Origin of the sequence: Methanosarcina mangrovi, from assembly GCF_052057765.1 — an archaeon.
Taxonomy (GTDB): domain Archaea; phylum Halobacteriota; class Methanosarcinia; order Methanosarcinales; family Methanosarcinaceae; genus Methanosarcina.
Map to the genome: position 1 here is coordinate 4,405,066 of NZ_CP195120.1, position 11,921 is coordinate 4,416,986.

General features: G+C 45.3%; 11 protein-coding genes and 2 tRNA genes. 10 read left to right on the forward strand and 3 right to left on the reverse strand.

The window, feature by feature from the left end; translation table 11 throughout:
* The first annotated feature begins 181 nt into the window (after window positions 1-181).
* The gene (locus tag ACSAZL_RS19445; protein WP_440946219.1) at window positions 182-1,378 is read left to right on the forward strand and encodes a methionine adenosyltransferase; all 1,197 of its coding nucleotides are present in this window, start codon (window positions 182-184) and stop codon (window positions 1,376-1,378) included.
* A gap of 452 nt (window positions 1,379-1,830) precedes the next feature.
* On the opposite strand, the gene ACSAZL_RS19450 is transcribed toward ACSAZL_RS19445, so the two are convergent.
* Window positions 1,831-2,169: a protease inhibitor I42 family protein gene (locus ACSAZL_RS19450; protein WP_440946220.1), complete on the reverse strand. Its 339-nt coding sequence runs from the start codon at window positions 2,167-2,169 to the stop codon at window positions 1,831-1,833.
* A gap of 222 nt (window positions 2,170-2,391) precedes the next feature.
* Between ACSAZL_RS19450 and ACSAZL_RS19455 the strand changes: the two genes are divergently transcribed.
* The 8 genes from ACSAZL_RS19455 to ACSAZL_RS19490 all read left to right on the forward strand — a co-directional run bounded on the left by ACSAZL_RS19455 (window position 2,392) and on the right by ACSAZL_RS19490 (window position 8,585).
* Window positions 2,392-2,505 (forward strand) — tRNA-Tyr (locus ACSAZL_RS19455).
* 111 nt (window positions 2,506-2,616) lie between these two features.
* A tRNA-Asp gene (locus ACSAZL_RS19460) sits at window positions 2,617-2,689 on the forward strand.
* A 446-nt stretch (window positions 2,690-3,135) separates the two neighbouring features.
* Window positions 3,136-3,681 (forward strand): hypothetical protein, encoded by a 546-nt coding sequence (locus ACSAZL_RS19465; protein WP_440946221.1) that lies wholly within the window; start codon window positions 3,136-3,138, stop codon window positions 3,679-3,681.
* Window positions 3,682-3,786: 105 nt separating this feature from the next.
* The gene (locus tag ACSAZL_RS19470) at window positions 3,787-4,968 is read left to right on the forward strand and encodes a M24 family metallopeptidase (protein ID WP_440946222.1); all 1,182 of its coding nucleotides are present in this window, start codon (window positions 3,787-3,789) and stop codon (window positions 4,966-4,968) included.
* A 204-nt stretch (window positions 4,969-5,172) separates the two neighbouring features.
* A complete protein-coding gene (map, locus tag ACSAZL_RS19475; protein ID WP_440946223.1) occupies window positions 5,173-6,063 on the forward strand; it encodes a type II methionyl aminopeptidase in 891 nt (296 codons plus the stop codon).
* A gap of 51 nt (window positions 6,064-6,114) precedes the next feature.
* Window positions 6,115-6,912: a hypothetical protein gene (locus ACSAZL_RS19480; RefSeq protein ID WP_440946224.1), complete on the forward strand. Its 798-nt coding sequence runs from the start codon at window positions 6,115-6,117 to the stop codon at window positions 6,910-6,912.
* Window positions 6,913-6,957: 45 nt separating this feature from the next.
* The gene (locus tag ACSAZL_RS19485) at window positions 6,958-7,245 is read left to right on the forward strand and encodes a YunC family protein (RefSeq protein WP_440946225.1); all 288 of its coding nucleotides are present in this window, start codon (window positions 6,958-6,960) and stop codon (window positions 7,243-7,245) included.
* A gap of 293 nt (window positions 7,246-7,538) precedes the next feature.
* Window positions 7,539-8,585, forward strand: coding sequence for a methyltransferase domain-containing protein (locus ACSAZL_RS19490; RefSeq protein WP_440946226.1), 1,047 nt, complete (start codon window positions 7,539-7,541; stop codon window positions 8,583-8,585).
* A gap of 237 nt (window positions 8,586-8,822) precedes the next feature.
* On the opposite strand, the gene truA is transcribed toward ACSAZL_RS19490, so the two are convergent.
* Entirely contained in the window at window positions 8,823-9,632 is an 810-nt protein-coding gene (gene truA, locus ACSAZL_RS19495) for a tRNA pseudouridine(38-40) synthase TruA (RefSeq protein WP_440946227.1), read from the reverse strand.
* Between the two features lie 11 nt (window positions 9,633-9,643).
* Window positions 9,644-10,624 carry an ArsR/SmtB family transcription factor gene (locus ACSAZL_RS19500; protein ID WP_440946228.1) on the reverse strand — a complete coding sequence of 327 codons (981 nt, stop codon included), beginning with the start codon at window positions 10,622-10,624 and terminating at the stop codon, window positions 9,644-9,646.
* 199 nt (window positions 10,625-10,823) lie between these two features.
* Between ACSAZL_RS19500 and ACSAZL_RS19505 the strand changes: the two genes are divergently transcribed.
* Window positions 10,824-11,894: a formate--phosphoribosylaminoimidazolecarboxamide ligase gene (locus ACSAZL_RS19505; RefSeq protein ID WP_440946229.1), complete on the forward strand. Its 1,071-nt coding sequence runs from the start codon at window positions 10,824-10,826 to the stop codon at window positions 11,892-11,894.
* Window positions 11,895-11,921: the final 27 nt, after the last annotated feature.

Genomic DNA, 11,921 nt, shown 5'->3' on the forward strand with positions numbered 1-11,921 from the left:
AGAAAGTAGATTACGGCAACAGAGTAAAGATTAATAAAGCAGCAATATTAACATCTAGCAATAAAAATATCAATAATTTTGATCAGCAATAGAAGTACCAATAATTTTGATCAGCAATAGAAGTACCAATAATTTTGATCAGCAATAAAATTACCAATAATTTTGAAAAAAGAGGATCCAAATGGCCCGAAATATAAAAGTGGAAGAGCTCTTGCAAACTCCTATCGAAAAACAGCGTATAGAGCTTGTGGAACGCAAAGGGATAGGGCACCCTGACAGCATATCGGACGGACTTGCCGAAGCCGTAAGCCGAGCGCTATGCAGGGAATACATAACCAAATGTGGAACTGTACTCCACCACAACACTGATGAAACCCAGATAGTAGCCGGAAGATCCAGCCCGAAATTCGGGGGAGGAGAGGTACTGCAGCCAATTTATATGCTCCTCGTTGGCAGGGCCACTAAAGAGTTCGAAGGCGTCGAGCTTGCCACCGAGTCCGTAGCCCTCCAGGCTGCCCGGAATTACCTGAGGAAGACGATGGTGAATATGGATCTCGAAAGAGATGTGATTATGGACTGCAAACTCGGAACGGGATCTTCAGACCTCAGAGATGTGTTCAAGAGAGACAGGGTCCCGGTCGCAAACGATACCTCTTTTGGAGTCGGGCATGCCCCTTTTTCTGAGCTTGAAAATATAGTCTACAATACCGAGAGGCAGCTCCTTACCGATCTGAAGTCCCGCATGCCTGGAATAGGAGAAGACATGAAAGTCATGGGGCTGAGGGACGGGGAAGATATAACCCTTACAATATGCAGCGGCATGATAGGACGGTATGTTGACGACCTGGACAGCTACATAAACATGACTCAGGAAATGAAGACCTATGTGGAGGAGCTTGCAACTCAATATACTGAGCGGGACGTAAATGTCTACATTAACACAGGCGATAACCTGAAAACAAGCTGCATCTTCCTCACAGTCACCGGAACCTCAGCCGAAATGGGAGATGATGGCTCGGTAGGGCGCGGAAACCGCTGTAATGGTTTGATCACACCTAACAGGCCTATGAGTATGGAGGCAACCAGCGGGAAGAACCCGATTAACCACATCGGAAAAATCTACAACCTCCTCTCAACACAGATGGCCCGGGATATCGTAAAGCAGGTCCCGGAGGTACAGGATGTCTATATCAGGCTGCTCTCCCAGATAGCAAAGCCCATTGACCAGCCGCTTGTGGCAAGCGCCCAGATCATTCCAAAGGAAGGCACCTCCTTTTCAAAGGTCAAATCGGAAGCTGAAGTTGTAATTGACGACTGGCTCTCCAATGTGACAAAAATCACGGAAATGGTTATCAGGGGAGAACTGAACACCTTCTGATAAAACCAAAAATTTCCGAGCCTGGAAAATATCGAAAGGAACCATCGGGTTCTTTTCACATCTTTTTTACTGTACCTTTCTTTTTACTGTACCTTTCTTTTTACTGTACCTTTCTTTTTACTGTACCTTTCTTTTTACTGTACCTTTCTTTTTACTGTACCTTTCTTTTCACTGTACCTTTCTTAAAAGCCAGTCCGTTAGTAGTTCAGGATCTTAAAATGGAGTTTTAAAATGGGACTTATAGTTTAGAGAGAAATATTATAACCAGGGAATTTTTCAACCTTTCAGGTACTTTCCAAACTCAAGCGTAAAAATAGTATAGGCAGTTCCGGTGACCATACTGATATTTTAGCTATGTGAGGCAAATTTTTAATCCATTAAGAAGCCTCGGAAAAAGAAAAAAAATATTTGGATTCAAAAAGTTTTTAGACAAATTTGAACTCAGAAAGTTTTCAGACAACATTAACAGTTAGTTTGAACTTCCTCTCGCCTCCAAAACGGAAAATGGTGTAAGTGCCTTCAATATCCCAGGTACCTGGTTTTACAGCCTCGTATTCCCATTCATGAACTCCTGGAATAGTCTTTGTGTCCGGAATATCCGGAGTGAATTGTTCCCGGAGCAATTTGAGACCCTCTTCAGCCTCCAGCTTCCATACAGTCTCGGCAACAGGCTCTTCCTTACTGTACAGATGCTCTCCAGGCTCATCCCTGAGTTTTATCACAAAGGTATCTCCAAGGTTGACGCTGACCGTATCGAAACAATTTGCGTTCGTAAAAATTTGGGCGACCATATTCCTTACCCTTTCTATTTGTGAGATCTGTCCGTTTTCTTACTGTAATTATGCTTTATGTTCCCTGTAATATACAAAAGTATTTTTGATAAATATGGAAAATGTCATAAATGTCAGCGATTACCCCCTGCATCCAGCGAAAAACATAAATACAATCACCATATATGGAGATGGTGCACTGAAGCAGTGTAGCCCCGTGCAGCACTGGATCAGTACCATTGTCCCGCCTTAACTCAGTGGTAGAGTGCGCGGCTGTAGTTCGGCTCGTGCGGGTAACCTCCCGTACATCTCTGCGCAGGCACCGCGATGTCCCCGGTTCGAGTCTGGGAGGCGGGACCTGAAACTTCCACCAGAATCGAAATCAGTTAACGGGAACATTTATATATCGGAAAGACATTTAAGGTTTGCTCGCAACGCGGGCAAAACAGCAGCTAAAAAGACCGAAGTGTCCGGATAGTGTAGAGGCCTATCATGGAGCCCTGTCGAGGCTCCGACTCGGGTTCGAATCCCGGTCCGGGCGCTTCTTTTTTTTCAATTTGACAACTTTATAAAGTTTATTATACACTTGCATCATGAGCCTGTATTTATATAATAAGGGTTTTTTGTCGGTTTTATTCATTCATATTTAAATCAACCCCGATCCTGAAATTTCTGACCCTGAGTACCTTGCTTCTACTCGTTACTTCTCTACTCTACCATTTATTCCCATTCTCTTCCCATTACCCTCCTTCCCTGCCGTCCTTATTTCTCTGCCCTTTTAACCCCAACATTTCAGATCAGAACCATAATCTCGAAACTCCGGAAACTTTTCCCATAAAAAACATGTTAAAGAGAAAAGCATAAAGGAATAAGACTGAAGCAGGAGGTTACAAAATACGGATTGAGTCCCATACTCCGGATTGTTCCGAAACAGGAGCCGATAGAGTTAGAGAGCTCTGCAAGAAGATGGAGAGTACCAGAGAAAAAATGGAAGAGGAAACTCTCATTTTTATCGGGACCGCCAAAAGTTTCTCCCTGGAATGGATTCAAAGGGAACTGGGAATAAACGCACCTCCTCTGGAAAACGAAACTTATGCCGGGACTGAAGAAACCGACAAAAAGAAACAGACTGAATCGGAACGCCTGAAGGAAATGAATTCCAGGATCCCGCATATTGTTGAAGAGAACCTCAACCGGGATGAGTACTGGGTCCACAGGAACCAGCTGCTCCAGGCAGACGTCTCCCGCGACTACCTGGAGTTTAAAAAAGATAGAATGAAGAGGGGACTGACATCAAGCATCCGGATGATCATGGGCTGCGCGGCAGAAATTTTCGCCGACCTGAAAGATGAAGCCCCTGGAGATAGGATATGGGTAAAAGAGCGGGGGAGACGAAAATATATATGCATTCTCAGGTTTTCGGACGAGATGACAGCTTCCCTTGACCGCTATTTCACGATGCTGGAGGAACTTTTAATTCTTGGGAAAGAGATGAAGGAGATAGAAAAGAAGAAAAAAGAAAAGGAAAGATGAAAAGGGAGATGAAAAAGTAAAATTCCACCGGATCAGGATCCATACACAGGCCTGCCTGCAAGCCGACGATAACAACTTTATCTACAAACATCAGAATTAACTTGCATGACAGAGCCAGACTTCAGCATAAAAAAGGCCCTTGAGGAAGCAGGGACAGATGCTTACCTGATGACAGGGAATATTCACAGTGCCGATATTTACTATGCAACTCGCTTCCTGGCATCGGACGAGTTCGTTTACCTGCAAACAGAAAGCGGGAAAGAAGTTCTTTTTATTTCGGAAATGGAACGGGGAAGAGCTGAAATCGAGTCGAGGGTTTCGAATATAAAAACAACTCAGGACTTTGGCTACCGCGAAAAAATCAAGGAGAAAAAGGATGTATCTATTGCCTATGCAGCCTGCATATCCGAGCTGCTCCTTGAAGAAAAAGTAAAGAAAATTGCAGTTGCCTACGATTTTCCGGTTTTTTATTCAAACTATCTTACAGAAGCAGGTTTTACCATAGTGCCTGTAAAAAGCCCTTTCAGGAAAATGAGGAGCTTGAAGGGACCGGAAGAGCTTGAAGCCATAAAACATGCCCAGATGGCAGGAGAAAAGGCTATGGAGGCAGCAATTGCCCTGATAGCAGGCGCAGAGGAAAGGGACGGTATTCTCTATTTTGAAGGGCAGATCCTTACCGGGGCTAAAGTAAATTCGGTCATTGACCATACTCTGCTGGATTTCGGGTGTGAAGCCGAAGAAACAATTGTTTCCTGCGGGGAAGATACTTCAAACCCTCACGGAACTACGGAAGGGACTCTCAGGGCAAATGTTCCGATCATCCTGGACATATTCCCGAAGAGCAAAAAGAAGCGCTATTTTGCGGACATGACGCGGACCGTACTCAAAGGCGAGGCTTCGGAAAAACTAAAAGCAATGTATGAAACTGTACTTGCAGCCCAGCAAAAAGCGCTGGAAATGGTCAAGCCAGGAGTCCAGTCATCTGAAATACACAGTGCTGTTTGTGACCTTTTTGAAGCACGGGGCTATCACACCTACAGAAGCGGGTCAAAAGCCGGATTTACTCATTCTACAGGCCATGGAGTAGGACTTGATATTCATGAACTTCCCGGCGTAGGAGAAAACGGGGTTATTCTGGAGGCAGGTAACGTGATAACCATCGAGCCCGGGCTGTATTATCCGGAAATCGGGGGCATCCGGCTTGAGGATATGGTACTGGTTACCAAAACAGGGTATGAGAACCTTACAGGACTGGAAAAGAAATTTGTATTAAAATCTTTTTTATAATTAAGTAACAGATTGTAATCAGAATTTAACTTTAAAAACCTGAAAATGCATTACAAGTTCCAGGAAAGGATTAAAAAAGATAATATGCCCTGAATTCAGGAATAGAAATCCATAACTGTGGTTGCTGGCAAAATATAACTTAATAAAGCTTACAAATAGGTACAGTCAGGAAGAATTAACTCGAATTATCAAGGTGGGGTTAACATGACAGATAATGTGTACAACAAAGAAGATATCATTGAAAAGTACAGAGAAGCGGGCAGGATCCTGAAGATTGTCAGGACTGAAGCCGCAGACATGATAAGAGTCGGAAACAGCCTGCTTGAGGTTGCTGAATTTGTAGAAAAGAAAACCATAGAACTCGGGGGCAGGCCTGCCTTTCCCTGCAATATCTCAAGAAACCAGGAAGCTGCCCACGCGACTCCTAAAGCAGGGGATCAGGGTGTCTTCGGAAACGATATGGTGAAACTGGATCTCGGAGTCCATATCGACGGGTACATAGCAGATTCGGCAGTAACTGTGGATCTTTCAGGCAATTCCGATATCGTAAAAGCCTCCGAAGAAGCCCTTGCAGCAGCTATTGATATCATGAAGCCAGGGATCAGTACAGGAAAGGTCGGGGCTGCAATAGAAGAGAGGATCCGCAGCTACGGCTTAAATCCCATTACGAACCTCACAGGTCACGGGCTTTCCCGCTATGAGGCCCATGATAACCCTCCGGTGCCCAACAAACACGTAGAAGGCGGAGTTATCCTGAAGGAAGGAGATGTGCTTGCAATCGAGCCCTTTGCAACTAACGGAACAGGCCTTGTACATGACGGAAGCTGGGCAGAGATCTACAGCCTGATAAAGAAAAAGCCTGTCCGTCTGCCAGCAGTCAGAAATGTCCTGAAACAGGTAGAAGAGTACAGGGAACTCCCCTTTGCAAAGCGCTGGCTCGAATCGGACAAACTTGAGTTTTCATTGATCCAGCTTGAGAAAGCCGGAATTCTCCACTCCTATCCCGTACTTGTTGAAAGTGCCGGGGGGCTTGTGTCCCAGGCAGAACATACTGTGATAATAACCAGGGACGGGTGTGAAGTTACAACAAAATAAGCCCGGAAAAAACAGAAAAACGAATCAGATGAAGAAAGAATAAAAAAAGAGTTGACAGCCTTGAAACTGTGTCCCCTCCTCTCAGCCAGTCTTTTACTGGCAACTTTCCTCATTCCGACCTTTCTTGCAGAACCCTGCTCTGCTGCCTTTATTCCTGGTAACAATATCACAGTGGAAAGAGATGGGATGACGTGGAATTACGACGAAAAAATTACGGATAACGAAGCTGTTTTTTTCAGGAATCTCATCGATGTCGAAACAGGCGACAGTGACGGTTTTGTGAATGCCTGGGAAATCCTGAAAATGGAAGTTCTTTTAAGCGGCAAAATGGAGGAATCCATAGAAGAAGAACCTGATGTAAAGCTCAACTCGACTTCTGATCCTGTTGAATTAAAGAACGTTGAATTCCGGATCTCGAAAGACGCCCTCGGAAGAACTGAAAAAAAATCGGCAATTACAAACAGCGCCAGTGTAACCTACAGTTTCAAAGAAGAGGCAGGCCCCGGAACAGATATATGGCTGATGGGCACTCCGAACTCAAGCGTTACAATTACTCTTCCGCAGGGCCTTGATGTAGAATTAACGGAAGGGTTTGACAACAAAAGCCTCGAGTTTAAAAATAACCGGACCTTACTGAAAGGGAATTTCGGTTCTGAAAAAAACATTACCATATGGCTTTCGGAAAATGAAACTTTTAAAGCTGAACTGCAGAGCATGGAAATGAATAAAGACAAAAGTGCGGAAAACGGGAGTGAAGAAAACGCAACCCAAGCGTCCGGGGAAAAGGCTGAAGCCAGCCAGAGAACAGGGTTTTTCAACAATATCCTTAAAGAAATTAACCGAGCCTGACCTGAGCCCAAAAGTTAATCTGGTTTGAAGCTTATTCAGAAAAACATGCTCATAGAACAGATCCCACTTGAAAACGGATGCGCACTTGGCCTCCGATTTGAAATGCAGAAGTATCCTCTGCTGGTAATAAGGGCAGAGAAAGGTTTTCTGATGTGCGGCTATCTCAATGTCAGTGCCGCAGAGACCCTCGGGGATACGGCAGCAAAAGTGAAAGGTGTGCAAAGTTTCGAAGATATGCTCAAAGCCCCTGTTGTCGAGCTAACGAAGTTTGCCGGAGAACTTGGAATTGAGATAGGAATGACTGGCAGGGAAGCCCTGGAAAAGATGTTTTGAAAAGATACCTGCTTCACAGGCAGCTCTCTTCGGAAACATCTTAAATGTGAACTCTTACATCCGAACCTGTCATAAACCGAGCTCTTACAAACGGATATATCATATTATCATATATCGAGCTCTTACAGGCTGCTTCCGTTTAAGACAGTTTTTCTCTTACCTGTAACCCGTTTTTGACTTCGATTTGGACCTTATTTAGACCTCAATATTCTGCACAGGACCCGAAATCGAGTTATTTTGAACTGCCCGAAGATCATTTTGAACTATATTAATCAACTTATTTCCGATCATCAATGCTATACGCTTTTGAACTCTCCGGAGAACACGAAGAACTGCCAGCTGCCGAAGTCCTTGCCTGTCTCAAAATTGAGGGGCTTGATTTCCGGCCCCGTGCAAGAGTCGACCAGTGCCTTGTAATGGATATCACAGGCAGAGTAGAGGATGTTGAAAAAACCCTTGCTGGCCCTATAACCGAAAGGCTGGCAATGACTCACCATATCCTGAAAGTTGTGGGAATTACCGAAAACAACCCTGATGCAGTCCTGAAGCTTGCGGAAGCCTTTGAACCTGAAGGATACATAAAAGAAGGAGAGAGTTTTGTTGTCAGGGCAAAACGGATCAAACATCACGTTGACTTTCCGTGCGAGTACCTGGAACAGAAAATTGGAGGCTGCATCTACAGGACGGGGTTCAGGGCAAACCTGAGGAACCCTGATGTGGAATTCCGGCTCATCCTGAGTGAAAAGGCTGTACTTGGGACTCTTCTGTCCTCGGTTGACCGGAGTGCATATGAAGCCAGAAATCCCCAGAACAAGCCATTTTTCCATCCTGGTGTCCTGATGCCAAGGATCGCCCGCACCCTTACGAACCTTTCCGGGATAAAACCTGAAGAGCTTTTTCTGGACCCCTTCTGCGGCACGGCCGGGATACTTGTAGAAGCCGGGCTTGTGGGGGCAAGGGTTATAGGAATCGATGCCCAGGAAAAACTTGTCCTCGGGGCTCACATGAACCTTGAAGCCTATGAACTGGACTACCTCCTGATGGAAGGGGATGCCTGCAGGGTCCCGCTAAAGGATTCTACAATCGATGCCGTTGTCACCGACCCCCCTTACGGAAGGTCGGCAGCAATCCTTGCCGGATCCTTAGAAGAGCTATATTCCGGCGCCCTGGAAGAGATCCACCGGGTCCTGAAACCCGGGGGCATCGCGGTTGTTGTCTCGGACAAGGCCGCATTTGAGTACGGGGAGAAGGCAGGACTTAAGGTTCTTGAGATTTATGTGCAGAGAGTACACAGGAGCCTCACACGGATAATAACTATTTTCCAGAAGGATATGGATTAAAATTTCGCATAGAACTGAAAGAGTAAAGAACAGTAAAAAGGAAAGAACAGTAAAAAGGAAAAAACAGCAAAAAGGAAAAAACAGCAAAAAGGAAAGAACAATAAAGATGGAAACTTGAGGAAGGAAAAGACGGTAAAGGTAGAAACTTGGAGAAGGAAAAAGGATAAAGTAAAGTAAAAGGGGTTTAAAAAGGGGGAGTAAGATAGGAAGGTGATTTTTCACCTTTAAAGGTATTTCTCACTCATTGAAAATCAGCTCTTCCAGCACCTCAGCCATTACCCTGTGCCTGAGAATGCGTTTGCGGTTCTGCTCACCTGCCCGCCTGATCGAGTAATCGTCTTCAATCCATTCTATATTTTCTCCATAATTTACTCCCATAAGGGTTAGTCCGTAGGAAGGAGCCGGTTCGATTCCTTCTTCATAAATCTCAGGATTCAGCATCTGGAGCAACCAGTCATTATCACGCACCCCATTTCCGATCATTGAGAGGGCGGTCACTATTTTTCTTACCATGTTCCAGAGAAAACTGTTGCCAACTACATCAATTTTTGTCAGTTCCCCGTCTACACGGACGTTGATCCTTTCCAGAGTACGAACGGTACTTTTTTCCCCGTTTGACCTGGAAAAATTTTCAAAATCATGGGTTCCGAGCAACAGTTTTGAAGCTTCCCTCATCTTTGAAATGTCGTAATCTTTGCCGCTCATTACGTAGCGGTAGTGCCTGGAAACCGCACTTCTCCTGGCATCGAAGTAGTAGGGGACTTCCGCATGAGCCCATGCCCATATGGCCGGAGGAAGTTCGGAGTTGACAACCCTGGGAATTGCCAGGTTCGGTTTTTCCGTATCAAAAGCGACAACCTGTCCGAGGGCGTGAACTCCTGCATCAGTCCTGCCCGCACAGGTATAGCTCGCAGATTTGGGGCTTTCTATAATCCTGAGGTTCCGAAGAGCCTTGAAGAGTTCTTTCTCCACGGTCTCAACATTCGGCTGAATCTGGGACCCATGAAACTCGGTGCCTATGTATGCAAGTTTTAAAGCGACTCTCATACAATCCCTGATTACTTGGTTTTTTTCTTATAATAGACTTCTCTTACAATTATCAAAAATATTACAAAGATGCACCCGAAAAGGAACCAGACTCCCGGATGAAGAGAAAGGGTATCATAAAGCCCATGGAGCCCTCCGAAGTGTGAGAACCCTTCGGAAGGAACCAAAGGCAGTTCGGAGGTTGAGTCCAGAGTCTCCGTGGCAGGGACTTCCCCAGCCTCTTCTCCCTGGAAAGTGTCCGCTCCCGAAGACAGATTTTCCGCACCTCCGCCGTCTGCTACCTGCTGCCCGGCAAAGGTTTCGGGAGTCTCATCCATTGCCTCCTCTACCATTACTTCCTCTTCCATTACCTCCTCTTCCGGCACTACCTTGTCAAAATCCGAATTATAACTATCTGCTTCCGGGCTCAAGTTTTCGGTTTCAACGGTCTCCATAATTGTTGCTTCCGGATAAGTCTCATTTGCCGGTCCAGTTATCCCCATCCTCAAAGGAGCCGTGGCATCGATAATCTTTTTTGCCCGCAGATAAGCTGAGAGGTACTCTATCCCTGCTGCTGCAAAGACGGCTGCTCCTATTACTCCGATATATTTCTGCAGCAGGTTTATAATGGAGAGTTTATCCATTGTGCTTCTGGAAGGGACAAGGACAATCAGTTTTTCGACTGATTCGTAGATCTTGACCTGCCGCCCCTTCTGGCTCCATTTTATCTGTTTGACCTTAATCAGGTCGGATTCGACCAGAGAGTCCAGGTTATATTTGACTGTGGTAAGGGGCAGATTCAACTCTTCTGCAATATTGGTTGCAGACATGCTTTTCTTCCCGAGAAGTTCAAGGATCTTCAATGAGGTTTCGTTGGAGAGTATCTGGGTAATTTTTCTTGAGTCCCCGTTTACAGGGAGAACAAGCACCTTATTATCCTGCTCCCCGGGTCCAGGCCCCAGAGGAGTCCCGCCGGTTTCGGATAAACCGTCTCTATCTTCAAGCCCGTTCATGCGTATTTCCTGAGTTAAAAACCTTCTTATCAGTATTTATGAAGTTATGCTCTGTACTGTACTTTACACCGATCTTAATATAAAGTTTTATTTTTGAGGTTTATTATAGATCGGCTACTATATTTATATATAGAAGCCTGCCCTTAACCTTAAATATAACATTGTGTATTCTAATCTAAATTTTCCGCTGGTAGCAATCATGATCACAAAACAGCAGGTTCTTGAATTTCTGAAAAATTACGATTTAGAAAATATTACTATTGCAACAGTCTGTTCTCACTCAAGCCTTCAAATTTTTGATGGAGCTCGAAAAGAAGGTTTCAGAACTCTGGGGATCTGCGTTGGCAAACCACCCAAATTCTACGAGGCATTTCCCAAAGCGAAACCCGATGAGTACCTCATTGTCAACAGTTATTCCGACATCATGAATAAGGCTGAGGAACTCAGAAAGAAAAATGTAATTATTATCCCTCACGGTTCATTTGTTGCTTACCTCGGCACTGAGAACTTTGCAGAGATGACCGTGCCTACCTTCGGGAACCGGGCTGTACTGGAGTGGGAATCGGACAGGGACAAAGAACGGGAATGGTTGCTTGGAGCAGGCATTCACATGCCCGGGAAAATAGATGATCCTCATGATATTAACGGGCCTGTGATGGTTAAGTATGACGGGGCAAAAGGAGGAAAAGGCTTCTTCGTTGCAAAAACCTACGAAGAATTCGACGAACTCGTTGATCGCACTCAGAAGTACACCATCCAGGAGTTCATTACAGGAACTCGCTATTACCTGCATTACTTCTACTCCCCTATCCGGAACGAAGGATATACCTTAAGTGAAGGAAGCCTTGAGCTTCTCAGCATGGACCGCAGGGTAGAATCCAATGCCGACGAAATCTTCAGACTCGGCTCTCCCAGAGAACTCATAGAAGCCGGGATCCGCCCGACATATGTAGTTACAGGAAACGTCCCTCTTGTCGCAAGAGAATCCCTCCTGCCCCTGATCTTCTCTCTTGGAGAAAGAGTGGTTGAAGAGTCCCTCGGGCTTTTTGGCGGGATGATAGGAGCCTTCTGCCTTGAAACTGTTTTCACGGACTCCCTTGAAATCAAGGTTTTTGAGATTTCCGCCCGGATCGTGGCAGGGACAAATCTTTATATTTCAGGCTCTCCCTATGCGGACCTGATTCAGGAAGACCTCTCGACCGGACGGAGAATAGCTCAGGAAATCAAAGAAGCAGCCAGGACAAACCAGCTGGACAAAATAATATCCTGAAGCTACCGAAATATTCTGGAGCTACTG